Source organism: Streptosporangium sp. G12 (assembly GCF_052983175.1).
Genome location: NZ_JBRIQO010000022.1, coordinates 26,388 through 52,454, shown reverse-complemented (window position 1 = coordinate 52,454; position 26,067 = coordinate 26,388). Strand labels below are relative to the sequence as shown.

At 71.6% G+C, this 26,067-nt stretch carries 28 protein-coding genes and 1 pseudogene; 15 read left to right on the top strand and 14 right to left on the bottom strand.

Annotated elements, in window-relative coordinates; all coding sequences use genetic code 11:
• Window positions 1-422: 422 nt before the first annotated feature.
• The 7 genes and pseudogenes from ACVCAG_RS30800 to ACVCAG_RS30770 form a co-directional block, all read right to left on the bottom strand.
• Window positions 423-1,061 (bottom strand): annotated as a pseudogene (locus ACVCAG_RS30800) (catalase); the annotation flags it as partial.
• Window positions 1,062-1,259: 198 nt separating this feature from the next.
• Window positions 1,260-1,652: a ChaB family protein gene (locus ACVCAG_RS30795; RefSeq protein WP_440087485.1), complete on the bottom strand. Its 393-nt coding sequence runs from the start codon at window positions 1,650-1,652 to the stop codon at window positions 1,260-1,262.
• A 77-nt stretch (window positions 1,653-1,729) separates the two neighbouring features.
• Complete coding sequence (locus tag ACVCAG_RS30790) at window positions 1,730-2,731, bottom strand: DNA topoisomerase IB (RefSeq protein ID WP_440087483.1); 1,002 nt, start codon at window positions 2,729-2,731, stop codon at window positions 1,730-1,732.
• Window positions 2,732-2,854: 123 nt separating this feature from the next.
• Window positions 2,855-3,805 (bottom strand): DUF2268 domain-containing protein, encoded by a 951-nt coding sequence (locus tag ACVCAG_RS30785; protein ID WP_440087481.1) that lies wholly within the window; start codon window positions 3,803-3,805, stop codon window positions 2,855-2,857.
• A gap of 93 nt (window positions 3,806-3,898) precedes the next feature.
• Window positions 3,899-5,335, bottom strand: coding sequence for an FAD-dependent monooxygenase (locus tag ACVCAG_RS30780; RefSeq protein ID WP_440087480.1), 1,437 nt, complete (start codon window positions 5,333-5,335; stop codon window positions 3,899-3,901).
• A gap of 1 nt (window position 5,336) precedes the next feature.
• Window positions 5,337-5,939: a helix-turn-helix transcriptional regulator gene (locus ACVCAG_RS30775; protein WP_440087479.1), complete on the bottom strand. Its 603-nt coding sequence runs from the start codon at window positions 5,937-5,939 to the stop codon at window positions 5,337-5,339.
• 256 nt (window positions 5,940-6,195) lie between these two features.
• On the bottom strand, window positions 6,196-6,960 hold the full coding sequence (locus ACVCAG_RS30770) for a hypothetical protein (protein WP_440087478.1): 765 nt from the start codon (window positions 6,958-6,960) through the stop codon (window positions 6,196-6,198).
• A 181-nt stretch (window positions 6,961-7,141) separates the two neighbouring features.
• Here ACVCAG_RS30770 and ACVCAG_RS30765 point away from each other — a divergent pair, with 181 nt between their 5' ends.
• From ACVCAG_RS30765 to ACVCAG_RS30740, 6 genes are all read left to right on the top strand, one after another.
• The gene (locus ACVCAG_RS30765) at window positions 7,142-8,146 is read left to right on the top strand and encodes an AAA family ATPase (protein WP_440087477.1); all 1,005 of its coding nucleotides are present in this window, start codon (window positions 7,142-7,144) and stop codon (window positions 8,144-8,146) included.
• The gene (locus tag ACVCAG_RS30760) at window positions 8,143-9,123 is read left to right on the top strand and encodes a DUF58 domain-containing protein (RefSeq protein WP_440087476.1); all 981 of its coding nucleotides are present in this window, start codon (window positions 8,143-8,145) and stop codon (window positions 9,121-9,123) included. The genes ACVCAG_RS30765 and ACVCAG_RS30760 overlap by 4 nt, the downstream gene beginning before the upstream one ends.
• A complete protein-coding gene (locus ACVCAG_RS30755; protein ID WP_440087475.1) occupies window positions 9,120-10,067 on the top strand; it encodes a VWA domain-containing protein in 948 nt (315 codons plus the stop codon). The genes ACVCAG_RS30760 and ACVCAG_RS30755 overlap by 4 nt, the downstream gene beginning before the upstream one ends.
• A gap of 112 nt (window positions 10,068-10,179) precedes the next feature.
• Window positions 10,180-10,791 (top strand): class I SAM-dependent methyltransferase, encoded by a 612-nt coding sequence (locus ACVCAG_RS30750; protein WP_362686291.1) that lies wholly within the window; start codon window positions 10,180-10,182, stop codon window positions 10,789-10,791.
• Window positions 10,788-10,934 carry a hypothetical protein gene (locus ACVCAG_RS30745; RefSeq protein WP_440087474.1) on the top strand — a complete coding sequence of 49 codons (147 nt, stop codon included), beginning with the start codon at window positions 10,788-10,790 and terminating at the stop codon, window positions 10,932-10,934. The genes ACVCAG_RS30750 and ACVCAG_RS30745 overlap by 4 nt, the downstream gene beginning before the upstream one ends.
• Window positions 10,935-10,941: 7 nt before the next feature.
• Window positions 10,942-11,499: a TrmH family RNA methyltransferase gene (locus tag ACVCAG_RS30740; RefSeq protein WP_440087473.1), complete on the top strand. Its 558-nt coding sequence runs from the start codon at window positions 10,942-10,944 to the stop codon at window positions 11,497-11,499.
• Between the two features lie 22 nt (window positions 11,500-11,521).
• Here ACVCAG_RS30740 and qcrB read toward each other — a convergent pair whose 3' ends face one another.
• Window positions 11,522-13,237, bottom strand: coding sequence for a cytochrome bc1 complex cytochrome b subunit (gene qcrB, locus ACVCAG_RS30735; protein WP_447190889.1), 1,716 nt, complete (start codon window positions 13,235-13,237; stop codon window positions 11,522-11,524).
• A gap of 240 nt (window positions 13,238-13,477) precedes the next feature.
• Here qcrB and ACVCAG_RS30730 point away from each other — a divergent pair, with 240 nt between their 5' ends.
• The 4 genes from ACVCAG_RS30730 to ACVCAG_RS30715 all read left to right on the top strand — a co-directional run bounded on the left by ACVCAG_RS30730 (window position 13,478) and on the right by ACVCAG_RS30715 (window position 17,242).
• On the top strand, window positions 13,478-14,275 hold the full coding sequence (locus ACVCAG_RS30730; RefSeq protein WP_440087471.1) for a glycerophosphodiester phosphodiesterase: 798 nt from the start codon (window positions 13,478-13,480) through the stop codon (window positions 14,273-14,275).
• Between the two features lie 89 nt (window positions 14,276-14,364).
• Entirely contained in the window at window positions 14,365-15,720 is a 1,356-nt protein-coding gene (locus tag ACVCAG_RS30725) for an MFS transporter (RefSeq protein WP_440087470.1), read from the top strand.
• 148 nt (window positions 15,721-15,868) lie between these two features.
• On the top strand, window positions 15,869-16,213 hold the full coding sequence (locus ACVCAG_RS30720) for an RNA polymerase-binding protein RbpA (RefSeq protein ID WP_089205581.1): 345 nt from the start codon (window positions 15,869-15,871) through the stop codon (window positions 16,211-16,213).
• A gap of 204 nt (window positions 16,214-16,417) precedes the next feature.
• On the top strand, window positions 16,418-17,242 hold the full coding sequence (locus ACVCAG_RS30715) for an isocitrate lyase/phosphoenolpyruvate mutase family protein (protein WP_440087469.1): 825 nt from the start codon (window positions 16,418-16,420) through the stop codon (window positions 17,240-17,242).
• 51 nt (window positions 17,243-17,293) lie between these two features.
• On the opposite strand, the gene ACVCAG_RS30710 is transcribed toward ACVCAG_RS30715, so the two are convergent.
• Together ACVCAG_RS30710 and ACVCAG_RS30705 are read right to left on the bottom strand one after the other, a co-directional pair.
• Complete coding sequence (locus tag ACVCAG_RS30710; protein WP_447190888.1) at window positions 17,294-18,496, bottom strand: PP2C family protein-serine/threonine phosphatase; 1,203 nt, start codon at window positions 18,494-18,496, stop codon at window positions 17,294-17,296.
• A 216-nt stretch (window positions 18,497-18,712) separates the two neighbouring features.
• Window positions 18,713-18,970: a hypothetical protein gene (locus ACVCAG_RS30705; protein ID WP_447190887.1), complete on the bottom strand. Its 258-nt coding sequence runs from the start codon at window positions 18,968-18,970 to the stop codon at window positions 18,713-18,715.
• Between the two features lie 249 nt (window positions 18,971-19,219).
• Between ACVCAG_RS30705 and ACVCAG_RS30700 the strand changes: the two genes are divergently transcribed.
• A complete protein-coding gene (locus ACVCAG_RS30700; RefSeq protein ID WP_447190886.1) occupies window positions 19,220-20,092 on the top strand; it encodes an MHYT domain-containing protein in 873 nt (290 codons plus the stop codon).
• A gap of 175 nt (window positions 20,093-20,267) precedes the next feature.
• Entirely contained in the window at window positions 20,268-21,548 is a 1,281-nt protein-coding gene (locus ACVCAG_RS30695) for a phosphotransferase (protein ID WP_447190885.1), read from the top strand.
• Window positions 21,549-21,620: 72 nt separating this feature from the next.
• On the opposite strand, the gene ACVCAG_RS30690 is transcribed toward ACVCAG_RS30695, so the two are convergent.
• Window positions 21,621-21,803, bottom strand: coding sequence for a hypothetical protein (locus ACVCAG_RS30690; RefSeq protein WP_440087463.1), 183 nt, complete (start codon window positions 21,801-21,803; stop codon window positions 21,621-21,623).
• A gap of 183 nt (window positions 21,804-21,986) precedes the next feature.
• A complete protein-coding gene (locus ACVCAG_RS30685; protein ID WP_440087462.1) occupies window positions 21,987-22,151 on the bottom strand; it encodes a hypothetical protein in 165 nt (54 codons plus the stop codon).
• A gap of 175 nt (window positions 22,152-22,326) precedes the next feature.
• Here ACVCAG_RS30685 and ACVCAG_RS30680 point away from each other — a divergent pair, with 175 nt between their 5' ends.
• Both ACVCAG_RS30680 and ACVCAG_RS30675 read left to right on the top strand, forming a co-directional pair.
• Window positions 22,327-23,445, top strand: coding sequence for an alpha-lytic protease prodomain-containing protein (locus ACVCAG_RS30680; protein WP_440087461.1), 1,119 nt, complete (start codon window positions 22,327-22,329; stop codon window positions 23,443-23,445).
• A gap of 64 nt (window positions 23,446-23,509) precedes the next feature.
• Window positions 23,510-24,082, top strand: coding sequence for a snapalysin family zinc-dependent metalloprotease (locus ACVCAG_RS30675; protein WP_447190884.1), 573 nt, complete (start codon window positions 23,510-23,512; stop codon window positions 24,080-24,082).
• 142 nt (window positions 24,083-24,224) lie between these two features.
• Here the strand turns inward: ACVCAG_RS30675 and ACVCAG_RS30670 are convergent, their stop codons facing one another.
• A complete protein-coding gene (locus ACVCAG_RS30670; RefSeq protein ID WP_440087459.1) occupies window positions 24,225-24,713 on the bottom strand; it encodes a GNAT family N-acetyltransferase in 489 nt (162 codons plus the stop codon).
• 217 nt (window positions 24,714-24,930) lie between these two features.
• On the opposite strand from ACVCAG_RS30670, the gene ACVCAG_RS30665 reads away from it, so the two are divergent.
• Complete coding sequence (locus ACVCAG_RS30665) at window positions 24,931-25,374, top strand: SRPBCC family protein (RefSeq protein WP_440087458.1); 444 nt, start codon at window positions 24,931-24,933, stop codon at window positions 25,372-25,374.
• On the opposite strand, the gene ACVCAG_RS30660 is transcribed toward ACVCAG_RS30665, so the two are convergent.
• Complete coding sequence (locus tag ACVCAG_RS30660; RefSeq protein WP_440087457.1) at window positions 25,361-25,927, bottom strand: FxsA family protein; 567 nt, start codon at window positions 25,925-25,927, stop codon at window positions 25,361-25,363. The two genes, ACVCAG_RS30665 and ACVCAG_RS30660, sit on opposite strands and share 14 nt — an antisense overlap.
• Between the last annotated feature and the right edge of the window lie 140 nt (window positions 25,928-26,067).

The following is a 26,067-nucleotide window of genomic DNA, read 5'->3' as shown; positions in this document are numbered from 1 at the left end:
GCGACGGTGCCCACGTTAATACTGTCAATTTGTGCCGAGTGCGTATCCGCTCTACTTTCTGGCTTTTGGGGCCAGTCGGTGGCGGTGCATATTTTGAAGCTACCAGACTAATATTCGCCTGGCAAACTCCGCCGCTTCGAGATCTTCACTTACCGATCTTGTGTACCGGCTTCGCACTGTCCCTCGGTGGCGACGAACGAAAAGCTACCACACTGATGAATCGTTGCCAATCTCATGTAAACGATCACTGAGAGTTGGGGGTTTCCATGGGCAGTCATGGGCACAAGGGTCCGTTGCGACCCCTCTATGGGCAGTTTGTACAGCCCCTGAGGCTTGTCACGAGCGTTGCACAGAGTGACGTCTTCCCAGGTCAGAGCATGATTGACGCAAAGAAAGATCTACCCTTAGGATGTTGCAGTAGTAACGCCGAAGCCCTGCATGTGCCGGTAGTCGGTGGGGATGCCGCGCGGGCTGAACAGGTTGACGATCATGTGCATGCTCTCCGGCGTCTGCGACATGAAGTCGAAGATCCGGCCGGGCTCCTGCCTGAACGTCACCGGGTCCGGCTTGAGCGCGTGGATCACGTCGGGGAACTTGATGGCGTCCCTGATGAAGAAGACGCCGAGGTTGTTGCCGACGAGGTCCCAGTTGCCGTCCTCGGTGTAGAACTTCACCGCGAACCCGCGCGGGTCGCGGGCGGCCTCCGAGGAGTCCCTGCCGCCGATCACCGTGGAGAACCGCACGGCCACGTCGGTCCGCTTGCCGGCCTCCTGGAAGAGTTTCGCCCGCGTGTAGCGGCCGATCGGCTCGTCGCCGAGCTTGCCGTAGGCCTCGAAGTGGCCGTAGGCGGTCGTCCCCCGGGCGTGGACCACCCGCTCGGGGATGCGTTCACGGTCGAAGTGGCTGATCTTCTCCAGGAACTGGTAGTTCTCCAGCGTGGCCGGGCCCCTCGCGCCGACCGTGCGCTGGTTCTGGTTGTCGTAGACCTGGTGCCCCTGACGATTCGTCAGGACCGGACGGTCATCGCCCGGCTGGGGTCCCATGCTCGACACATCCGTCATGACGACGCTTCCTTCCCTGCCGCGATCGCTTCGGCGTGCGATATACATATCGATACACGGCCCCCTTATCCGACATAAGGCGCTTTATGGCGATAAGGAAGAAAATCTTCGCAAAAAGGGGCAGTGATTTACGCATGGCAATGCCCACCCGGGAACACGGTCCCCGGGTGGGCGTGCGGCGCTCAGGAGCTCAGGAGCTCAGCGGGCCTTCGCCGTGGCCCGCCGGTTCGCCTTCTTGATGGCCGAGACCAGCTCCTCCTTCGACATCGTGGACCGCCCCCTGACGTCCAGGCGCCTGGCCACGTCGTACAGGTGCTGTTTGGAGGCGTTGGCGTCCACCCCCTCGGCGGTCTTGCCCGCCTTGGGCCTGCTCCGGGCGGCCTGGGTGTCGGACGGGCCCTTGCGGCCCTTCGGCTCCCAGTGGTCGCCGACCTTCTCGAAGGAGTGCTTCAGCGCGGCGAACGCCGTGCGGTGCGCCCGCTCCCCCTCCCCGTAGGTCTCCACCGCGGAGTCATGTGCCTTGATCCACGTCTCCTGCGCCTTCTTCGGCGAACGCCGCAGGGTGGTCGGGATCTCCTCGCGTGCCGGCATTGCGTGGTCACCTCTCCTCTTTCTTCGCGGGGCACAACCTCAACGGCGACATGCCCGCCCGATCGCCGATCATGCCGTCACCTCCCGCCCAGCAGGGAGACGACGGCCCGCTCCACGGCGCCGTGCGTGGCCAGCCGCCCGAACCCGGTGTCGGCGCCCAGCCGGTCGAGCGCCCGCGCGACGGTCCTTCCCCTGCCGTACGCGTCGATGACGCGCGGGTCGATGTAGGAGGCGCGGGCGACGGCCGGGGTGTTGCCCAGGTAGTCGGCCACCTCCGCGACCACCCGGCTGACCGCCCTCCTCCTGCCGTTCCTGGAGCGGGCCCGGGAGGAGACGGCCAGGCCCACGGCGGCCAGGACCGTCGCGTGCCAGGTCCTGAAGTCCTTGGCGGACACCTCGGTCTCGAGCGTCTCACGCAGGTAGGCGTTGATGTCGTCGCTGCGCACGTCGGTCCAGCCGGAACCGTTCCGGTAGCGCAGCAGTTCCCCCTCCCCCTCGGCGTCGTGCAGCGCGGTGATCACCTTGCACACGTCCACGTCGACGATCTGCAGCTCCCTGGGCTTGCCTCCCTTGGCCGGGTAGGAGCAGATGACGCGCCCCGCCGAGCAGGTGACGTGCTCCATCCTGAGCGTGGCCAGCCCGAAGGACTCGTACGACTCCCCGCCGACCCGGAAGAACCCGATGTCGAGCATCCGCGCCGCGGCGGCCAGCACCCGCTCGCGCGGCAGCCCGCGCCGCCCCAGGTGCTCGGCCACCCGCTCCCTGAACACCGGCAGCCGCTCGGCCATGCGCCGCACCCGGTCGAACTTCGCCCGGTCCTGCTCCTCGCGCCAGACGTCGTGGTAGCGGTACTGGCGGCGTCCCGCGGCGTCGGTGCCGATCGCCTGGATGTGCCCGTCCGCCGACCGGCAGATCCACACGTCGGTCCAGGCGGGCGGCAGGGCCAGCGCCCTGATCCGGTTGAGGACACGGCGGTCGCGGACCGGCGTGCCGTTCGAATAGTGATAGCTGAACCCCCTGCCCCGGCGCCGTCGCAGGATGCCGGGCTCGGCGGGGTCGCTCTGCCGGAGTTCGCTCACGGCCGCCCCCTACCCCGCGTGGTCCCTCTCATGAGAGCGGCGATCGAACTCCTGGGGAGGGAGGGTACGAGGGTGGCGGCCGGAGCCTTCGACCGCGCCCAGGCCGTCACCGCCGCCTGCGGATCAGGCTTCGTCTCCCCCCGCCGAGACCCCGGAGACCACCTGGGACTTCTGGGACCGCTGGGACGGCTGGGACGGCTGGACGGTCACCCCGGCGTTGCGCAGGATCTCCTCCCCGGGCAGCACCGTGCTCTGCGCGACCGTCAGGCCGGACGCGGCCAGGTGGGCGTCCACGATGCGCAGGCCCACCCCGTAACCGGCCATGTCGGGGACGCCGGCCGGTTCCCGGCCGAACCTGCTCATGGCCGTGTCGCCCAGCACGTAGGCCGGGGTGTTCCACATGCCCTGCAGACCCGCGGCCGCGGTGATCGTCTCGTACGCGCGGTCGAACTCCGCGCCGGTCACCATCCCCGACCACGGGCCCATGGCCTCGGGGCCCGACAGTTCCCTGACGAACGCCTCGGCCAGCCCCTCGGACACGACGTGCTCGCCGACCGTGACCGTCGCGGGGTTCCACTCCACGTTGCGGTAGCGCACCTGGTGGTGGAACTCGTGCACCGCGCAGTGGGCGATCCTGCCGATGACGTCGTCCGAGGGCCAGGCCAGCAGGTAGAGCCAGCCCGGCGAGCCGCCCATGCCGTAGTAGCCGCCGGCGACGTTGGTGAGGTACGCGTCGTCGGGGTCGCCGAGCACGAGCATGACCTGCAGGCTCTCCGGCCCCTTGAGGTCCGGCACGGCGTCGCCGAGATGCCTCCAGGCGGACCGCAGGGCGTCCTCGATCTGGCCGCGCACGTCCCGCTCGACCAGCCGCCGCAGCGCGGGGAGGTGGCGGTCGTCGTCACGGTCCACGCGGAAGCCGCCGCCCATGTGGTGGATGTCGACGAGGTCGCCGGACATGGGAATGGCCTCGCGCATGGGCGCCAGCATCGCGCGCAGCGCCTCCGGGCGCCGCTCCAGCGGGAGATTCGCCAGGTCCAGCATGACCCGTGGGGTGTCGTGAACGATGATTTCCATGCCCGCGACGGTAAAGGCTCCCGTTACGGGAGACTCAAGCGAATTACCGGCGAGGAGCCGGGGAACGCGGGGGCGGTCACGGATCGCCCGCCCTCAGGGGCGCGCCACCGTCTCCCCCTCCCCTGCCGCGCCGTCGGTCCACAGGCGGCCGAAGCTCATCCGCTTGACCGGCGGCAGGGTGTCGCACAGGCGGAACCAGGCCTTCGCGCCGCGCCGGACGAGAGGGTTGCCGGAGATCATGAACTCCGCGAACCTCGCGGAGGTGCGGACGGCACCGAAGCCGTACTCGCGCATCCGGGTCTCGTAGCCGCCTATGGCCTCCGTCAGGCCGCCCCTGCCCCGCCGGAACGCCACCAGCCTGCTCGCCAGCAGGGCGGCGTCGCGCAGCGCCGTGTTGGCGCCGAAGCCCATCGCGGGCGTCATGTTGTGGATGGCGTCCCCGAGCAGCGTCACCGGCGTCGCGGGCCACCGGCCGACGGGGACGGAGGTCTTGAACGGCATCAACTGGACACTGGCCGGGTCGGCCTCGGCGACCAGGCGGCGCAGGTCGGGGTGCCAGCCGGAGGTCATCGTCCCGGCCAGAGCCTTGAGCCCGTCACCGTCGAGGTCCGCGGCCCCGGCCGGATAGGTCCCGTGAGGGGCGACGAAGGCCCACAGCACGTAGTCCTGGAGATCGTCGACCAGGGACCTCAGGTCGAGCCCGAACCCGGCGAGGCCGGTCTCCAGATCGGCGAGGCCCTCTTCCCGCGCGGTGCGGCCGGCTCCTCCGGCGACCCCGGGCTCACGGGCGGAACCGGGACCCGCCCCCCGGGCGAGGAGGCGATCCGCCCTGCGTCTGCCGTTGAAGGCCGCGGTGAACATGGCGCTCCCGCTCGGCGGCAGGATGAGGTTGAGCCCGTCGGCGAGGTTTCCGGGCAGCCACCCGCGGACCCGGTCGTCCAGCGGCAGCCGGGCGCCGATCGCGAGCGCGCCGGTGTCGACACGGCGGGCCCGCGGCAGATACTGGCCGCGTACGCGCGAGTTGGCGCCGTCCGCGCCGACCAGCACGTCCCCGGTGGCCGAGGTGCCGTCGGCGAAGAAGGCGACGATCCTGCCGTCCGGCCTCACCTCGTAGCGCTGGAAGGTCCTGCCGTGGTGGACGACGCCCTCCAGCCCGGCCAGCAGGAGCCTGCGCAGGGTGGTGCGGCTGACCGCGTACTGGCCCCCCGAGGGGTCGGCCGCCCCGCCGGTCATCACGCTCTCCTCCACGAACACGAGTTCTCGCAGCTGGTGGGTGTGGAAGCCGAAGCCGGGGCCGGGGTGGCCGGAGGTGGCGAGGAACGCCTCCCACAGCGGGCCCGGCAGGCACCGGTGCAACGCCCGGCTGCCGATCTGGTTCAGGTGGATGCGGTAGCCCCGCACCCAGCCGGCGGCGTCGCGCTCGCGCTCGTAGACCTGGACGTTCACCCCGGAGGGCAGCAGCGCCTGGGCCAGCGCCAGGCCTCCTATGCCGCCTCCGACGACGAGGACGTCGAGTGGTCTCGCGGGCATGTCAGGCTCCTTCGCCGTCGTTGTCGCCGTCGTTGTCGCCGGGGGGCGTCCCGGGGGATCCCCCGGCGCCGAGGAGCCGGGGCAGTTCGTCGAGCAGCGTCTCGTGCCAGGTGATCTCCGCCCGCAGGCGGACGAGGGTGTGGTCGAAACCGAGCGGTTCGAGGCCGCGGAGGTGGGGGGTGGCCGCCTCCCTCAGCCGCTGCCAGGTCTGGAGCTCGGCGGTGAGCTTGCGGTGCCGGTCCTCGATGACGGCCCGCAGCTCCCCCTCGCCCATGTCGGAGCTGAGCTGGAGAGCGAGGTCCACGGGGTCGGGCCGCAGGCGGGTGTCGCGCAGGGCCGCCTCGCGCAGCGACTCCAGCTCCAGCCCGCCGTCCTCGGTGATCGCGTAGACGGTCCGCGCCGGGAGGTTGCCCTGCTGCTCGGTGCGCACCGTCTCGATCACCCCTTCGGCCTCCATCCGGTGCAGCGCCCCGTACAGGGACCCGACCTTGATGTCGGTCCACAGCTCGGTCCGGTCCGTCTGCGCGCTCTGCCGGATCTGGTGACCGTGCATCGGCCCCCGGCGGGCCAGCGCCCCCAGGATGAACAATCGCGTACTACTCATGCGACTACTCAAACACGAGTAGATGGGGATAGTCAAACATGAGTACTCGTAAGCGAGTAGTAAGACAGAGAAGACCCATGGGATCTCCCCCCGGACACGCACCCGGCTCACTTAAAGCCCGACGGAGGCACCTCGCCCGGGCAGGCCTTTTCGACAGGGGAGATGCGATCTTCCCGCCTGGGCGTCCACCCGGTTCACTTCGGGCCCGGCGGGCGTGTCCGGCCCCGGGGCGTCCGGACGCACCGGGCGGGCGCCCCTAGATGGGCTCGCCCTCGTTCTCGTCGCCCTCCTGCGGGCCGGGCGTGCCGGTCCCGCTCTGGCTCGGCGACGGCGACGGGGTGGGCCGGCCCGGCTCGGGCGTCGCCGGGACCGGCGGCGGGGTCGGGACGAACACCGTGGGCGGCAGCGGCCTCGGCAACGGCTCGAAATCGTCTTCCCTGCGCAGCAGGAACCAGACCATCACCGCCAGCAGCACGAGCAGCACGGTCAGCACGACCCCGGCGATGATCACGGACCTGCGGGTCTCGGTCGGCGGCGGCGCGCCCTTGGGCGGCGCGGGCAGCGCGGGCGAGCGGTCGCCCACCCAGTGCGGCGCGAAGTCGGGGCCGTGCTGCTCGCCGATCAGCGTGCCGCTGACCAGCACCGGTTCCAGGAACCGCTCCGCCCCGGCCCTGTCGGGCTCGTACGGCGTGGCCACCCACGGGGCGCTCCCGCCGTCCATCGCCAGCACCTGCGGGACCGTGTCGGCCACCGCGGTGCGCGCGCGTGTCGCCCTGGCCACCCAGCCCCGCACGCCGGAACGGCTCGCCGTCGCGTCGCGGACCCCGGTGACGAAGCGGTCGCGGGCCGCCGGGTCGAGCGCCGCCCCCTTGGTCAGCACCGCGACCGAGACGGCCCGGCCGTCGGGCGCCAGCCCGAGGTAGACCAGCCCGGCGGGTCCCACGCGCAGGCGGGCCTGCACGAGGAAGGGCCCCAGCTGGGGCGGGTCACCGTACTGGAGTGGAGTGGCCACGTCTGACATGAAAGCACACCCGGCCGATCACACCACGCCCCGCGGGCCGCCGGGACGGGCCGCCCCGCGGGCACGCGGGGGCACGCCGGGGGCGCCCTGCGGGCACGCGGCGGGCACGCGGCGGGCGCTGTCAGGAAATACGGGGCGGGCCCGTCGTGCGAGCCGCCATTTCATTTGATGGAATACCGACATGACCGTCGCCGAAGAACTGCCGAGCGAGACCGACACCGGATTGCTGCGCGACGCCCTGACCGAGGTCCGGCGGGTCATCGTCGGGCAGGAGCACATGGTGGAGCGGTTGCTCGTGGCGCTCCTGGCCAGGGGCCACTGCCTGCTGGAGGGGGTGCCGGGGGTGGCCAAGACCCTGGCGGCCTCGACCCTGGCCACGGTGGTCGGCGGGGAGTTCGCCCGCATCCAGTTCACCCCGGACCTGGTCCCGAGCGACATCGTGGGAACCCGGGTGTACCACCCGTCCCGCGAGGCCTTCGACGTCGAGCTCGGCCCGGTGTTCGTCAACTTCCTGCTCGCCGACGAGATCAACAGGGCCCCGGCCAAGGTCCAGTCGGCGCTGCTGGAGGTCATGGCCGAGCGGCAGGTGACCCTCGCCGGGGAGACCCATCCGCTGCCCAGGCCGTTCATCGTGCTGGCCACCCAGAACCCGATCGAGTCGGAGGGCGTCTACCCCCTTCCCGAGGTCCAGCGCGACCGGTTCCTGTTCAAGGTCCGCGTCACCCATCCCAGCGCCCACGAGGAGCTGGAGATCCTGCACCGGATGAGCGTGACCCCGCCGACCCCCAGGCCGGTGCTCGACCCCGCGCGGCTGGCCGCGCTGCAGGCCATGGCCGACCAGGTCTCGGTCCACCAGCTCGTCGCCGACTACGTGGTCAGGCTCGTGATGGCCACCCGCTCCCCCGCCGAATACGGCCTGCCCGAGCTGCAGGAGAACATCGAGATCGGCGTCAGCCCCCGGGCCACCCTCGGCCTGGTCGCCGCGGGACGCGGCCTGGCGCTGCTGCGCGGCCGCGACTACCTGCTCCCCGACGACGTGCGCGACGTGGCGGTGGACGTGATGTCCCACCGGCTGATGCTCACCTTCGACGCCATCGCCGACGGGATCGACCCCGAGGACGTGGTCCGCCAGGTCCTCGCCGCGGTGCCGCCCCCGCTCGTCGTCTGGAACCAGGGCTCCCGGTGACCGGCCTCGAAGGCGCCGGCGATCCCGACCTGAGTACGGCCGAGCAGGCGTTGCGGCGACTGGAGCTCACCATCGTCCGGCGCCTGGACGGGCTGCTGCAGGGCGCCCACCAGGGACTCCTCCCCGGTCCGGGAAGCGAGTTCGGCGACAGCCGCGTCTACGTGCCCGGCGAGGACGACATCCGGCGGATGGACTGGGCGGTGACCGCCCGCACGACCGTCCCGCACGTGCGCGACCTGATCGCCGACCGGGAGCTGGAGACCTGGGCTCTGGCGGACCTGTCGCCCAGCATGGACTTCGGCACCGCCGGCATGGAGAAGCGGGACCTGGTCGTGGCCGCCGTCGGGGCGATCGGCTTCCTGTCGGGCCGGATCGGCAACCGCTTCGGCACGTACGTCCTGCACGACGAGTACGTCCACCGGATGCCCGCCAGGAGCGGCCGCCCGGCGCTGTACGGCCTGCTGCACTCGCTGATGGACGCCCCCAGGGGCCGCGCCGTCGCCGGTGCCCCCGATCTGGCCGAGGCCATCGAGATCCTGGCCTCGGCGCGGCGGCGGCGCGGCCTGCGGGTGATCGTCTCCGACTTCCTCGACCCCGAGCCCACCCTCGATCCCGGCCTGGAGCTGCCCTGGGAGCGGCCGATCCGGCGGCTCGCCGCCCACCACCAGGTGCTGGCCGTCGAGGTGATCGACCCTCGCGAGCTGGAGCTGCCGCCGGTCGGGCTGGTCAGCATGACCGACCCGGAGACGGGACGGAGCCGCCAGATCCAGCTCACGTCCCGGGTCCGCCAGGCCTACGCGGAGGCCGCCGCCGCGCAGCGGATGACCAACCAGGTGGCGTTGCGCCGCTGCGGGGTGGCCCACCTGGTGTTGCGCACCGACCGCGACTGGGTGTTCGACATCGCGCAGTTCGTGCTGCGGCAGCGTCGCATGGCGCACCTGACCCATCGGCCCCCGAGGTCGGGAGCGACACGGTGACATTCCTCTCTCCGGCCTGGATGTGGCTGTTCGCCGCGCTGGCGCTGCTGGTGGCGGGCTACGTGGCCGCCCAGTTCGCCCGGCGCCGTTACGCGCTGCGCTTCACCAACCTGCCCCTGCTGACGCTGGTGGCCCCCGCCGGGCCCGGCTGGCGCCGGCACGTGGCCCCGGCGCTGTTCCTCGTCATGATGAGCCTGCTGATCGTGGGCGCGGCCCGTCCCGCCGACTCGGTGCGCATCCCCCGCGACCGGGCGACGATCATCATCGCGCTGGACGTCTCGCTGTCGATGGAGGCCGACGACGTCCAGCCGAACCGGATCACCGCGGCCAAGGAGGCCGCCCAGAAGTTCGTCGCGGACCTGCCGGAACGGTTCAACGTCGGGCTGGTCGCCTTCGCCCGTTCCGCGTCGGTCGTGGTCTCGCCCACCACCGACCACCAGGCGGTCGGCACCTCCCTCGGCACCCTCGGCACCCGGGCGGGCACCGCGATCGGCGAGGCGGTGTTCAGCTCCCTGGAGTCGCTGCGCTCCTTCGACCAGCAGGCGGTGACCGACCCGCCCCCGGCCGCGATCGTGCTGCTGTCCGACGGCGACAACACCTCGGGACGTTCGGTGGCCGAGGCGATCGACTCGGCCAAGAGCGTACGGGTCCCGGTCTCCACGATCGCCTACGGCACCCAGGAGGGGACGGTCTCGATCGACGGCCGCGACGTGAACGTCCCGGTGAACAAGGCCACCCTGCAGACCCTGTCGGAGGGCACGGGCGGCCGGGCCTACCAGGCGGAGTCGGGCAGCGAGCTGAAGCAGGTGTACGAGCAGATCGGCACCTCGCTGGGCTACCGGACGGTCAACCAGGAGATCACCCATTGGTTCGTGGTGGCGGCGATCCTGGCCGGGCTGCTGACCGCCGGGGTGGCCCTGCTGCTGGGGTCGCGGATCCCCTGACCCCCGTGACCCCCGTGACCCTCGTCCGGCGGGGGCGGGCCTACGGGTGGGGATCGCGGCCGGGGGCGCGGCCGCCCTGAGCCGGTCCCGGCCGTTGGTAACGTTCTACGACGTGGCACATTACTTCGAGGAGCGTCCGGAGACCGCGGGCCGTCCCGGCTCGGTCACGCTCGTGCTCCCCGACCTCCATCTGAGACTGGAGACCGACAGCGGGGTGTTCTCCGCCGAGCGCGTCGACCAGGGCACCCGGATCCTGCTGGAGAGCGTCCCCCCTCCGCCGCCGGGCGGCGACCTGCTCGACCTGGGCTGCGGCTACGGGCCGATCGCGCTGACGATGGCCTCGCGCGCCCCGGAGGCGACGGTCTGGGCGGTGGACGTCAACCGCAGGTCGATCGAGCTGTGCGCGAGAAACGCCAGGGCCGCCTCCCTTGACAAAGTAAGGTCGATGCATGTCGACGAGGTCCCGCCGGAGGTGCGGTTCTCCGCCATCTGGTCCAATCCGGCGATCCGCATCGGCAAGGCCGCGATGCACGAGATGCTGACCCGCTGGCTGTCGCGCCTCACCCCGGACGGCGTCGCCCACCTGGTGGTCCAGAAGCACCTGGGCTCCGACTCCCTGCAGCGCTGGCTGAACGAGCGGGGCTGGCCCGCCGAGCGCGTGGCCTCCCGCTCCTCGTACCGGATCCTCCGGGTGGAGGCGCGCCCGGAGGCGGAGCCGCGGTGAGCCCCCGCTTCCCCCGCGAGCACGCCGGCGCGACGGGTACGGGCAGGCGAGCACGGGCGGGCACGGGCGGCGGCACGGTGGCGGGCGAGAAGCGGATCACCGCGAAACACACGGGACGAACGAGGAACGACGAGGAACGGTGAACGACCGATGACGGCGAACCCGCGCAGGCAGCTGCGCCCGACCGATGTCAAGCGCCTCAACCGCACCTGGCGGAGGAACACCGAGGGGCGGCTGGCCCTGATCCTGGAGTCGGTGACCGGCCCGTTCAACATCGGTTCCATCTTCCGCACGGCCGCCGCCTTCGGTGTGGAGCGGATCTGGCTGGCGGGAAACGCCACGCCGCCGACCAACCCCAAGGCGCAGAAGACGGCGCTGGGCACCGACCGGCTGGTGGCCTGGGAGGAGCCGGTCCCCGTCCTGGAAGCCGTACGGGCGGCCAAGGAGGACGGGTTCGCGGTGATCGCGGTGGAGCTGACCGGGGACGCCGTGCCCCTGTCCGAGGCCAAGCTGGGCGGGGACGTGTGCCTGGTGGTGGGCAGCGAGGACCACGGGTGCTCCCCCGCGCTGCTGGAGGCCGCCGACGGCGTCTGCTACATCCCGCAGGTCGGCCGGGTCGGCTCGTTCAACGTCGCGGTGGCTGCGGCGATCGCGGTGGCCGAGGCCCGCCGCCAGGAGTGGTCGGGCAAGGTGCCGCCCGAGGAGTGAGGGCGCGCGGCCGCCGGGCCGGTCACGGCGACCTGTTCTCGTCCGTTCCCGGCCCGACGGCCGCGCGCCCGGCACGGTCACGCCCGTCGTGCTCGCCGCGGCCGTCGCGGTCACGCCCGTCGTGCTCACCGTGGCCGTCGTGGTCCCGGTCGCCGTCGAGCGGGACCTTCTCCCCGCCGTACGCCCTGCTCATCATGGCGCGAAGCCTGCGGAGCGGGTGATGCTTCCCGTTGTGCGCCGGGACACCTTCCCCGTCGCCGTCCTCGGCCGTCCCCGGAAGGATCGGGACCGGCTCCTTGCCGCGCACCTGGGCCTCGATGGACTCCATGGGCGGGACGTGGACCTCGATGTACTCCCCCGTGGGCCGGCGCTTGATCACACCGGTCTCCACACCGTGCCCGAGAGCCTCGGCGTCGCGGCGCTGCAGGCCCAGGCAGATCCGGTAGGTGACGTAGTACGCCACGGCCGGACCGAGGAAGACCAGGACCCTGCCGGTGTAGATGATCTCGTTTATCGAGAGGCGGGAGTTCGCGGCGATCACGTCGGTGGCGGCCATCAGCCACAGGACGCCGTAGAACGTGACCGCCGACATGCCGATCGCGGTGCGGTGCGGGTTGTTGCGGGGGCGGTCGACGATGTTGTGCTCGCGGCGGTCCCCGGTGACCCACTGCTCGGCGAACGGGTACAGGACCAGGCCCACCAGGATGATCCCCAGCGGGAGCAGCGCCGGGATGATCACGCTCATCGGCAGCGTGCCCCCCTCGGTGCCGAAGAGGTTGATCTCCCAGGAGGGCATCAGGCGCAGCGAGCCGTCCAGGAACGCCAGGTAGAAGTCGGGCTGGGAGCCCGCCGAGATGTCGGACGGCGTGTAGGGGCCGTACAGCCAGACGGGGTTGATCTGGGCGAAGGTGCCCAGCAGCGCGATGACGCCGAAGGTGAACATGAAGTAGGCGCCCGACTTGGCCATGAAGGAGGGGTAGGTCGGCCCGCCCACCACGTTGTCGTTGGTGCGGCCCTTGCCCGGCATCTGCGTGTGCTTCAGCACCCACGTCAGGATCAGGTGGGCGGTGATGAGCGCCAGCAGGATGCCCGGCAGGAGCAGGATGTGGATCGAGTAGAACCGCGGGATGATCTCATCGCCGGGATACTCGCCGCCGGTGAGGAGGAAGGTGAGCCAGGTGCCGACCAGCGGCAGTGACTGCGCCACACCGGCGGTGATCCGCAACCCGGCGCCGGAGAGGAGGTCGTCGGCCAGCGAGTAGCCGGTCAGGCCCTCGAACAGGGAGAGGGCCAGCAGGGCGACGCCGATCAGCCAGTTCAGCTCCCGCGGCTTGCGGTACGCCCCGTTGAAGAAGATCCGGAGCATGTGGATCATCATGCCGCCGATGAACAGCAGGGCCGCCCAGTGGTGCATCTGCCGCATCAGCAGGCCACCGCGCACGTCGAAGCTGATGTCCAGTGTCGAGGCGTACGCCTCGGACATCGCGATGCCCTTGAGCGGCGAGTAGGAGCCGTTGTAGACGACCTCCTCCATGACGGGCTTGAAGAAGAACGTCAGGAACGTGCCGGTCAGCAGCAGGATGACGAACGAGTAGAGAGCGATCTCCCCCAGCAGGAAGGTCCAGTGGTCAGGGAAGATCTTCCGCATGTTCCGTTTGAGGAATCCCGCCGTGCCGAGACGGTCGTCGGCGAAACCGCTCACGCTCGCCAGGCGTCCGGACGTGCTTCCCTTGCTCATGCGCGGCCTCCGTTCTCACGGACCTCCGCCTCGACGCCGCCGCGCCCCGGAAAACCGGAAATCAGGCGAAACAGCGAGGTCGGCCGTGGACAACCAGGTATTTCCCATCATCCACGGCGATGGGCAGGCCAGGGCAAAGTCCTGCCCGGGGTCCGGCCGCGTCCCGTTCGGCACCTTGTGATCCAAACGTTCACCCGCCCGCGATGACGCGTCCAGCTCGCAGGGGGCATACTCCTGCACGTGCAACGCCGTTATCCCTTCCTCGACCATCCCGGCCCCCTGCCCTTCGCCCACCGGGGTGGAGCCGCCGAGGGCAGGGAGAACACCTTTCCCGCCTTCGAGCGGGCCGTCGGACTCGGTTACACCTATCTGGAGACCGACGCGCACGCCACCGCCGACGGGGTGCTGCTGGCCTTCCACGACCACACCCTGGACCGGGTGACCGACCGCCGGGGCCGGATCGCCGAGCTGCCGTACCGGCTGGTGCGCGAGGCGCGGATCGGCGGCGTGGACGAGATACCGCTGATGGAGGACCTGCTGGGCTCGTGGCCCGAGGCGCGCTTCAACATCGACGTCAAGGAGTCGGCGGCCATCGCGCCGCTCGCCCGGGCGATCGGCAGGACCGCCTCCCACGACCGGATCTGCCTCACCTCCTTCTCCGAGGAGCGGCTCGCCAGGGCCCGCGCCGCGGTCGGCCGCGAGGTGTGCTCCTCGCTGGGCCCGCGCGGCGTGGCGACCCTGCGCGCCGCCGCCACCACCTCCGGGTACGGCCGCCTGCTCGCCCGCCTGGCCCGCGCCGGTGTGCCGTGCGCGCAGGTGCCGGTGGGCTTCCGCGGCCTGCGGATCACCACGCCCGCCCTGATCCGCACGGCCCACGCGCTCGGCATGCAGATCCACGTGTGGACCGTCAACCACACCGGGGTGATGGAACGCCTGCTCGACCTCGGTGTGGACGGCCTGATGACCGACAACATCTCGGGGCTGCGCGACGTGCTGGAGTCCCGCGGCCAGTGGTATCCAGGTCGTCTCGCCGCGTAGGCCGCGCGGGCGCGAGTCCTCCGCCCGTTCCCCGCTCCTCCCTCGATTCCCCGATTTCCCCCCGCCTCCCGACAGACCGAGGACCGCTCATGACCTCCGAACAGGCCGTCGAGGACTCCCCCCAGTCCCGGCGCCGCGAGCAACGCGGCTGGTACTTCTACGACTGGGCGAACTCCGCCTTCCCGACCACCATCCTGACGGTCTTCCTCGGCCCGTACCTGACGACGATCGCGGAGGCCGCCGCCCAGGGGCGCCCGTACGTGGACGTGATCGGGTTCGACGTGCGGCCCAGCGCCTACTACTCCTTCGTGGTGGGCTTCGCGGCCATCCTGCAGATCATCCTGATGCCCCTGGTGGGCGCGCTGGCCGACCACACCGGCCGCAAGAAGGAGCTTCTCGGCCTGTTCGCCTACCTCGGCGCCGGTGCGACCGTCTGCTTCTGGTTCGTCGCCGACGGGCGTTACCTGCTGGGCGGCGCGCTGTTCCTGGTGTCCAGCGTCGCCTTCGCCGCCGCGTTCGTGATCTACAACTCGTTCCTGCCGGAGATCGCCACGGCGGACGAGCGTGACAAGGTCTCCGCCAGGGGATGGGGTTTCGGCTACCTCGGCGGCGGCCTGCTGCTCGCCCTCCATCTGGTGCTCTTCCTCTACCACGAGTCCTTCGGCGTCACCGAGGGCGACGCCGTGCGCATCGCCCTGTCGTCCGCGGGCCTGTGGTGGGGCGGGTTCACGATCATCCCGCTGCTGCGGCTGCGCAACCGGCGGGCGCTCCCCTCGGGCGCCGAGTCGACCGTCCAGGCGGTGACCGGCAGCTTCCGCCAGCTGGGCCGCACGATCAGGGAGCTGCGGCGCTACCCGCTGACCCTGGGCTTCCTGGTCGCCTATCTCATCTACAACGACGGCGTGCAGACCGTCATCTCCTTCTCGGCCACCTACGCCCAGGAGGAGCTCGGGCTAGCCCAGGACGTGCGGATCCAGGCGATCCTGATGGTGCAGTTCGTGGCCTTCTTCGGAGCCCTGCTGCTCGGCAGGCTCGCCGCCTCGTACGGGGCCAAGCGGGTCGTGATGGTCGCGCTGATCGCCTGGATCGCCGTGGTGGCCGTGGCCTACTTCCTGCCCAGGGGCGCGGCCCTGCCCTTCTTCGCGCTGGCGTTCGCCATCGCGATCGTGATGGGCGGGACCCAGGCCCTGTCGCGGTCGCTGTTCTCCCATGTGATCCCGAAGGGCAAGGAGGCGGAGTACTACAGCCTGTACGAGATCAGCGACAAGGGCTCGACGTTCCTCGGCTCGTTCACCCTCGGCCTGGCGCTCCAGCTGACCGACAGCTACCGCCTGGGCATCATCTCTTTGATGATCTTCTTCGTGCTCGGTTTCGTGCTGCTCGCCCTCATCGACCTGCCCAAGGCCATCAGGGCGGCCGGAAACCAGGTGCCCGAACGCATCTGAGAAACCCCAGAAAAGAGGGCCCTTCGCAGACCGGGTCAAGAACGTGCGATTGGATCACCCTGTCTGTGGGAATCCACACACGGTATCAAGCGTTGTACGCCGTGGGAGACGAACCCCTCACGACGGGGCCCTCAGGAGGCATTCAGACATGGGCGAGCGTGCGCTACGCGGCACCAGACTCGGGGCGACCAGCTACGAGAACGACCGCAACACCGATCTGGCCCCGCGCCAGGAGGTGTCCTACACCTGCCCGAAGGGTCATCGATTCGACGTTCCGCTTGCCGCTGAAGCCGAGATCCCGGCGACCTGGGAGTGCCGCATGTGCGGCGCGACCGCCCTCCGGGTGGACGGCGAGCTGCCGGAGGCAAAGAAGGCCAAGCCCCCACGGACGCACTGGGACATGCTGCTGGAGCGCCGCACGATCGAGGACCTGGAGGAGGTGCTCAACGAGCGCCTGGCGATTCTACGCGCCCAGCGCCGCAAGAGCGCCTGACCGATTTCAGAGAGTTCGGAAAGCGTGAGACCCCCGGCCCACCAGGGCCGGGGGTCTCACGCTTTCCCGATCCCGGAGGGCCGTCCCGGCCACGGAAGGGCGTCCGGCTCCTCCCCCGGCGGCGGGCCCGAGGGGAAGTGGCCCAATGGATTGGCGCGGAATTGGCCCTTAAGATCGGTCCGCTCTCCCCCTAGGGTCGCTCCCATGACCACTTCTACCAGCGAGGACACCGGCGGCACCGCGTCCACGGCCCGCGGGAAGGCCTCGGCGCTGCGGGCGCTGCACGTACCCGGCCGTCCGCTGGTGGTGCCCAACGTCTGGGACGCCGCGTCGGCCCGCGCCGTCGAGGCGGCGGGCTTCCCGGTGATCGCCACCGGCAGCGCCGCGATCGCCCCGGTGCTCGGGTACGACGACGGCGAGGAGACGCCCGTCGGGGAGATGCTGGCCGCGATCGCCAGGATCAGCCGCTCGGTCGGCCTGCCCGTCACCGCCGACATGGAGCGCGGCTACGGGCTGGAGCCCGCGGAGCTGGTCGAGCGGCTGGTCGCCGCGGGGGCGTCCGGCTGCAACCTGGAGGACTCCGACCCCCGGACCGGGGCGATGGCCGACGTCGACGAGCAGGCCGCCCTCCTCGGCGCCGTCAGGGCCGCCGCGACCGCCGCGGGCGTGGACCTGGTGATCAACGCCCGGGTCGACACCTACATCCACGGTACGGGGAGCGCCGAGGAGAGGCTGGCCGAATCGGTGCGGCGGGGCCGCCGTTACCTGGAGGCGGGCGCCGACTGCGTCTATCCGATCTTCGCGGCCGAGGCGGGGGCCGTCCGCGCGCTGGTGGAGGGGATCGGCGGGCCGATCAACATCCTGTTCCGCCCCGGCACGCCGTCGCTCGGCGAGCTGGCGGACCTCGGGGTGGCCCGCGTGAGTTTCGGCCACGGCCTGCACGAGGCCGTGCGGGCGTACGCGGCCCGGATGCTCGCGGCGATCCGGGACGGCGAGAGCCCCTACCCTCCGGGGTTGTCCGCGCCCTGACCCCGGCGCCCCGCGTCCGGCACGGGCGGCACGGCCTCCGCGGCGCCCGGTTCAGAGGCGCAGTTTCCCCTGGGCGCCGCCCCGCCACTCCACCAGCAGGACGGTCGCGTCGTCCTGCAGCCTCCCGTCGTGATACTCCAGCACGCTGCGGATCAGGCGGCGCAAGGTCTCCGGTACGGGAAGGCCGTCGGCGTTGCGGCGGATGATGAAGTCGACGAAGCGCTCCAGGCCGAACTCCTGCCCCAGCCGGTTACGGGCCTCGGTCATGCCGTCGGTGTAGAGGAGTACGCGGTCGCCGGGTTCCAGCTGCTCCCTGCACGGGGTCACGGCCAGTGCCAGGCCGAGACCCATCGGGTGAGCGGGCGGGCACTGCAGGGTGGCGACCCAGCGCCCCCTCCTGATCACCACCGGGGGGTGGTGCCCGCGGTTGACCCAGGTGAACACGCCGGTACGCATGTCCAGGTCGGCCAGGATCCCCGTGGCGAAGCGGTTGCCCACGCCGAATTCCTCGATCAGCACCTCCTCGATCCCCTCGCTGACCTCGACGAGGTCGGCGCCCTGGCGGCGGCGGTTGCGGCAGGCGGCCACCGCGAGGTTCGCGGTCAGCCCCGCGGACGCGTCGTGGCCCATCGCGTCGAAGATCGCCAGGTGGACGGAATCGCCGGCCAGCGCGTAGTCGAAGGCGTCGCCACCGAGTTCGTAGGCCGGTTCGAGCGCGGCGCCGATCACCACCTTCTCGGTGGCGAAGGTGAGCGGCGGCAACAGGTTCCACTGCATCTCGGCGGCGACGTTCATCGGCCGGGTCCGTACCAGCCGGGCGTAGGAGTCGCTCTGGGAGTGCTTGCTCGCCAGCAGCAGCGCGACCATGGACGCGAGATGCCTCATGTCCTCCTGGGCCCGTTTCCCGTCCGTCCGCGGCCGGAGACTGACGCGCAGTACCCCCAGGCGTTCGGTGCCGTCGAGCAGCGGCACCCACCAACGGCCCGGTTCGTCTTCCAGAGGGGGCCTGGACAGGATGCGCACCTCCTGGAAGGCCCGGCCCGCCAGCGTCCCGTCGATCCGCAGCTCGCCCTTCTCCCGATCCGTCTCCTCACCGGCGCCATGGCCGTTCAGCGGGCGCAGCACTTCCTGCTGCAGATCGGCCAGGTAGATCAGCACGTCGTACAGCCCGACGTGGGCGGCGTGCTCCTCGACGATGGCCGGTAGATCCTCCATCGCGCTCATGTGGCTGGCCTCGGCCAGTCCCGCGAGCATTCTCGCGCGTCCTTCGCAGGGCCTCATCCTGCCGTTCCCGCGATTCCCGTCCGTTCGCGGTACAGATGACATGGATCCGTCCACGACCACTCCTCGACACTCACGGCACCACCCAGGGCGGCCGGCGCGGGTGGCGCATCGGCGTCCATCCAGAATCTCTACCCCCGCCCGGGGGATTGACCCGGCTCCCCCGCCCTCCTCCGGGGAACCGGTGGATCACCATTCGTCGGCGGGCAGGTCGACGCCGTCGACACGGTCGTAGATCACCACTCCGTCGGACAGCCTGACCACGCGCACCCTCCTGGCGAGCCCGGCCGTCTCCAGGTCACGAGCCGAGTGCACCGCGTGCCGGGGAAAGTGGTAGCGGTCGCGGGTGCCCCCGTGCGGCTCGACACGCTCGCAGACGACCTCGTAGCGGTCCTCCGGCCATACCGGGGGCGGCGTCTTCCGTCCTTGACCGGTGAGCCTGGTCATCGGCTCTCCTCCTCTCCTGGAATGTTCACTTCACGTGAGCGGAACAGTCACCGAGTGATCCTTTTAGACATTCTTAATCACCCCATTATGGCCATTCGGAGCCACGGAACTGTAAGGTGAGCACCCCTCGCAGTGATTGGTCGGTCAACCAGTCACGGTCCGGGTCACCCCACGACCGATCCCGCACGCCGCCAGACCCGACCTCCCTTTGGCACGTTCCAACCCTCTCCCCTCCGCCAGGAGCCCGCCATGCCTGCCATCGACCATTTCGCCTACGGGTTCGTCACGCCGGCGGCCTCGTACATCATGTCGAGCATCGGCTGCCTGCTGGGGCTGCTGCTCGCCGCGCGGGCGCGCGGGGCGGAGGGCGGCTCGCGCGCGCGCTGGCTCGGCGGCGCGGCCCTGTCCATCGGCGGGACCGGCATCTGGGTGATGCACTTCATCGCGATGATGGGCTTCGACGTGCAGGGCACGTCGATCCGCTACGACGTACCGCTGACCGTCGCGTCCGCGCTGCTCGCGGTCGTCGTCGTCGGCGCCGGCCTTTTCCTGGTCTCGCGCAGGGAGAACAGCACCGGCGCGCTCGTCGGCGGCGGGCTGCTCACCGGCCTGGGCGTGGCCGGGATGCACTACCTGGGCATGGCGGCCATGAACATGTCCGCGCCCGTGAGCTACGACCCTCTGCTGGTCGGTTTGTCGCTGCTCATCGCCGTGGTCGCGGCGACGGTGGCGCTCTGGTTCAGCCTGCGCGTACGCGGTGCGCTCGCCACCACCGGCGCCGCCCTGCTGATGGGACTCGCAGTGAATGGAATGCACTACACCGGCATGTTCGCCGTCGGCGTCGGTGCGCACGCCGACGCCGCGCCGGCGAGCGGGGCACAGGGGATGGACTTCATGCTGCCCCTGCTCGTCGGGATCAGCCTGCTCACCCTCGGACTGCTCCTGGCCATCTTCCTGTCCCCCTCCGAGCAGGAGCTGCGCGAGGACGCGGAACTCCGGTCGCAGCTGCGGCGCGACCGCGCGGGCGACGACCGCCACCCCGCCGGGCCGATGGAACCCCACGCGCGGCCGAACCGGCGGCGCGAGCCGTCCCTGTTCGACGACCACGGCCCCGGGCACTGACCGGGCACCCTCCCCGCCAGGGGAGGGCCAGGGGAGGCCCGAGGAGGCCCGGCGAAAACCCGTGGCGGCGACGGCCTCCCCGACGGCACACTGCCCGCGTGAGCGAAACATCGCGTCGCACGGTGAACGCCCCCGTGAGCGAAGCCGAGGCATCAGGCCGCACGGTGAGCACCCCGTGAGCGAAACCGAGGCGTCGGGCCGCACGGTGAGCGCCCTCGTGACGGCCGGCGACAAGTGGCTGGGAACGGTCGGGCCGTTCCCGGTGGCCGACCCCTGGTGGGCCGAGGTCGGATCGGTCGTGGCCCACCTGGAGGAGACGCTCGGCACGCCCGTGGTGGTGCTGCGCCTGGTCGACGCCGAGGATCGGGGCCGCGGCCCCCGCGAGGGCCACACGACCTACCACGTCGAGGCCCTCGGCCGCCCTGCGGCCGGCCCGGCCTCCTTCGGGTCCGGCGCCGCGGACGCGGCCGGGAGGCCGTCCGCGCCCGCGGACCTGACGGCCCCCGTGGCGCACCGGGCGGAGTGGGCGAAGGCCTCGGGGGTGCGCGAGGCACTGGGCTGGGCCGGGACCGCGCTGCGCGAGGCGGGCAGGCCCCCCGAGGGGCCCGCGCGTCAGGTGAGGACGTGGAACCTGGCGGGGCTGTTCCGCATCCCCACGAGTCCGGGGCCGGTCTGGCTGAAGATCACTCCTGGTTTCGCCGCCGACGAGGCCCGCGCGATCGGGATGCTCGCGGCGGAGGACCCCGGCCTGGTGCCCGCCGTCGTGGCGGCCGACACCCCGAACCGGCGGGTGCTCCTGGAGCACGTGCCCGGCGCCGACTGTCGCGACGCCCCGCGGGAGATCGTCGCCGAGGCGGTGAGCCGGCTGGCGAGGGCGCAGGCGGCCCTCGCCGGGCGCTGGGGCGGCGGGCGGCCCGGCGGGCTCCTCGACCGCACGCCCTCGGCCCTGGCCGCCCTGGTGGGCGGGCTGCTCGACGGCGAGGCGGCCGGCGACCTGGACGCCGGGGAGCTGCGCCTGGCCCACCGGCTGGCCGGCCGCCTGCCGTCGCTGACCGCCGCGCTGGAGTCCTGCGGCCTGCCGTGCACGCTGGTGCACGGCGACTTCCACCCGGGCAACTGGGTGTCGGGGCCGCGCGGCACCGTCGTGCTGGACTTCGCCGACAGCCACTACGGCCACCCCGCCCTCGACGGGCTGCGGCCCCGCGACTTCCTGCCCGCCGACCGCTGGGAGGCGGCGGCGGAGGCCTGGTGCGAGACGTGGGCGGCGAGCGTCCCCGGCTGCGACCCGGCCCGCGCGCTGATCCTGGCGGAACCGCTGCAGCATCTCGCGTACGCCCTCCGCTACCAGGAGTTCCTCGACAACATCGAACCCAGCGAGCGGCGCTACCACGAGGGTGACCCGGCGCAGGCCGTCCGCGCGGCCGTGGCCGCCGCCGAGGTGGCCGGCGCCCTCTGAGGGGATCTCCCCCGCACCGGCGGGCCTGTCCGCGGGGCCGGAGGCGGGAACGACCGGTGGGCGGCCGGCCCGTCACTCACCCGCGCACAGCGCGGGAGCCTTCTGGTGCGGGTAGACGTGGTCCAGATCGTGGTCGGGTGGCAGGACGCAGCGGCGCTCGCCGGGCTCGGTGTGCGGGCACCGGAGCGCGTCGACGCGGCGCGGCAGCGTCGCCGTCTCCTCGCTCCCGCCGTCGGCGGCGGCTTCGTCAGTCATGACACGTGTCCTTCTGTGACATCCGTGCCGTGACGGCCGGACGGTGGGAGGCCGGGACGACGGTCCGCGCGGGGCGCGTCCGGGGGAGACACGGAACGGATCCCGCGAGGGAGCCTTCCCCGCGGGCGGCCGCACGTGCGGCGCAGCGACCCATCCTCGCGAGTTCTGGATGTCCAGAACAAGTCATCGACGCTGCTCCGTTTGATCGCTGTCAAAAGTCGGCACCCGTGCGCCGAAGGCGCGGCGACCAGTCTTCCAGAGTTCCCCCCGGCCGCGCGAGGGGGAAATCACGCGATCGTCGATCACTCGCCCGCCGTTTCGGCCATATTCCTCGACCGTTTCGGTCACATCACGCCTCCAGGGGAAAGGCGTCCGCGGTCCTCGCACAGGTCGCCGTGCCCTCACCGTTCATCGCCCCAGAAAGCCATCAAGGTCCCCATAACATCGCGATAGGGATTCTTTGGGAGATCCCTCCGCAGGCCTCTCCCCCATACCTTGACATCACCCCTCACAAGGAGTGTTCATGTTACGTCGAGGTACCCTCCTGACCGGCGCCGCTACCGTGGCCCTGTACCTGGTCGCCACCGTGGCGCCCGCCGTCGCGGCATCCGCCCCCCCTGCCCAGCCTCCCGCAACGATGATCGAGGCCCTCCAGCGCGACCTCGGTCTCACCGCCGAGCAGGCCGTCCAGCGCCTGGCCAACGAGCACCGCGCGGCCGCCTCCGAGGCCGCCCTGACCCAGGAGCTCGGCGCCGAGTACGCCGGCGCCTGGCTCAACGGTGACGCCTCCCAGCTCTCCGTGGCCACCACCGACGCCGCCGACGCGGGCGCCATCAGGGCCAAGGGCGCGCAGCCCGTGATCGTCGGCCGTTCCCTGGCCAACCTCGAGGCCGTCAAGGCCAAGCTCGACGGGGCGTCGGCGGAGGCGAAGGCCGGCGCGTCCCTCTGGTACGTCGACGTCACGACCAACAGCGTCGTGATCCTCGCCGGCAGCCAGGCCGCGGGCGAGGCCCTCGCCGCCGCCGCGGGCGCCGACAAGGGCGTCGTGAAGGTGGTGCTCTCCACCGAGCAGCCCCAGGCCTTCATCAACATCATCGGCGGCAACGCCTACTACATCGGCAGCAGCCGCTGCAGCATCGGCTTCTCCGCGCGCCGGGGCAGTGCCCCCGGCTTCGTGACCGCCGGCCACTGCGGCAGGGCGGGAGCCACCACCAGCAGCCCCTCCGGCACCTTCTACGGCTCGTCGTTCCCCGGCAACGACTACGCCTGGGTCTCCACCCCCGGCCACACCGTGACCCCCTACGTCCGCGGCTCCGGCGGCGCCAACGTCACCGTGCGCGGCTCCACCCAGGCCTCGGTCGGCGCCTCGATCTGCCGCTCCGGCTCCACCACCGGCTGGCGCTGCGGCGTCATCCAGCAGCACAACGCCAGCGTGAGGTACTCGCAGGGCACGGTGAGCGGCCTGACCCGCACCAGCGCGTGTGCCCAGCCCGGCGACTCCGGCGGCTCGTTCATCTCCGGCAGCCAGGCCCAGGGTGTCACCTCAGGCGGCTCCGGCAACTGCAGCGTCGGCGGCACGACCTACCACCAGCCGGTCAACGAGATCCTCTCGGCGTACGGGCTGACGCTCGTCACCGGCTGATCTCGCCTCCTCACCAGCTGCTCCCCGTGAGCAACCCCCCGATGGCCGAGGAGGCCCGCTAGAGATGTCAAGGATCATCCGCTTCGGCGTCGCCCTCATCCTGGGGCTGGCCTTCCTGGTGACGGTTACCCCCGCCCAGGCGACGCCCGCCCACGCGGCGGACGCCCGCACCGCGGCGGTTCGCGTGCTCAGATACGACGCGAGCAGGGCCGCGGAGTTCCGGTCCGCCGTCGACCAGGCGGCCCAGATCTGGAACTCCAGCGTCTCGAACGTACGACTGGTGGCCGGCAGCCCCGCGGACTTCGTGGTGCTCGCCGACAACGGCTGGCCCCGCGCGCAGCCCACCAGCCTGGGTCGCGGAACGGTGTGGATGGGACGGCAGGCGACCGCGCAGGGCCACAACCCGCTGCGCATCGCCGCCCACGAGATCGGCCACATCCTGGGCCTGCCCGACCGGCGTACCGGCCGGTGCACGGACCTGATGTCCGGCGCGAGCGCGGGCACGAGCTGCACCAACCCGAACCCGAACACGGCGGAGAGAGCCGAGGTCCAGCGCAACTTCGCCGGTTTCGCCCCGGCGATCGACTTCGGTCAGATCTACGTCGACAGTCCCGAGTACGCGGCGTCCCCGTCCTAGACGGACGCCCGCGAGCGCCTCGCCGGTCCGGCCGTTCCCTCGGCCGGGCCGGCGAACCCGTGTCCGGGGACCGGCCAAGGCCCGGCTCCCGGCGGGCGGGAGATCCACCGGAACGCCCGGCCCCCGGCGTGCGAAGCCCGCGTCAGAGGAGTTTCTCGAAGCAGAGGGAGCCCGGGAGCCGGTCGTAGGGAGGGAAGACGGGGATGGGGGTGTAGCCCTCCCGCTCGTACATCCGCACCGCGTCCGGCTGGCGGGGACCGGTCTGCAGGACGACCCGGGGCGCGCCCAGCGCGCGGGCCGCGTCCTCGGCGGCGGCCAGCAGGGCCCGCGCCACGCGGGTGCCCCGGTGGGACGGGGTCACGAACATCCGCTTGAGCTCCATGTCGTCACCGAGCCGGCGCAGCGCCACGTGGCCGACCGCGACGCCCTCCGCCGCGTGGGCGACCCCGGTGTAGGCGACGGTCCCCGGCTCGACGTTCATGCCGCTGGGCATGAGGCCCGCGGCGAGCACGTCGGCGTAGCGGGCGTCCATCTCCTCCGTCATGGCCCGCCGGAGCGCCACGGCCGCCGCGTCGTCCCAGCCGACCGGCCGGACCTCGACCAGGCCGGTTCCCTGCGTGAACGCGGTCATGTGCGAAACCGCCCCTCTCCCCGTTCTCGCGGCCGCGGACCGCCCCGGGCTCGCCGCGGCGCGTGTCGCGCCGTCACACCCTCACGATTCCGAGTCATGCGAAATTCCGACTTAAAAGGTAGAAAAACAGGGTTTTCCTGTCAACGTCCATGGCAGGATCTCACGGACACGGCGACGCCCGAGGGTCGGCCACCGGCCACGAGGGAAGGATCCGGGCATGACCAGTTCCCGCATCAGCGTCTCGGTGGACGCGCACACCCCGCCGGAACGGGTGTTCGCCGTGCTCACCAACTGGCCGAGACACGACGAGTGGATGGTCCTGACCCGGGCGCGCGTCACCGCCGGGAACGGCCACAGCGTCGGGAGCCGCCTGGAGGCCTTCACCGGGGTGGGACCGGCCGGGTTCCTCGACACCATGGAGATCACCGAGTGGGACCCGCCGAGGAGCGTGGGGGTCCGGCACACCGGGTGGCCGGTGCGCGGCACCGGGGTCTTCCGCGTGCTGCCCCGCGAGGGCGGCGGCAGCACGATCGTCTGGGAGGAGGATCTCGACGTGCCGTTCGGCGCGGCCGGACGGCTCGGCTGGCAGGTGATCAAGCCGCTGAACGCGGCCCTGTTCCGGTTCTCGCTGCGCCGCCTGGCCGCGCTCAGCGATCGGTGAGACCCCGGCCGGAGTCTCCGGCGCCACCCGGCGCCCCCGCGCCCCCCGGCTCGTCGCGGACGACCTCGCCGTGGACGACCGGCCCCGAGCCCGGAGGCCTCCCCGCGTCGCGCAGCACGTCGAAGGGAGATCCCGGGCCGCCGAACGGCGAGCCGAGCCCGGCGCCCGCCGCGTTCCTGGCGACGAGGGTGCGGACCCGGCGGGCGAAGAACCAGGATCCGAGCCTGCGGACCATCGGCCGGGTGAACGGCAGCAGGCACAGGAAGCCGAGGATGTCGGTGAGGAACCCCGGGGTGAGCAGCAGCGTGCCGCCCACGAGGACCAGCCCGCCGTCGGCGAGCTCGCGGTCGGGCATCCGGCCGCTCTGCAGCGCGCCCTGGAGATTGCGCCAGGCCCGGCGGCCCTCGCGGCGCACGATCCAGGCGCCGAGCAGGCTGTCGGCGAGCAGGAGGGCCACCGTCGGCCACCCGCCGATGACCTGGCCGACCTGGATGAGCACCCATATCTCGAGGACCGGCACCACGAGGAAGGTCAGGAACAGCAGAATGCGCATTTTCGCCTCAACTCGTGCGACAGCCGTACGACATGAACAACGTCCCGGAGCGGCGGCGCGTTCCGCTTTCGCTCAGCGTGGACGGCGTCCTCAGCGGACTCTCAGGATCGCGCCCCCCGGGGAGTCCGGCGGCCTCGCGG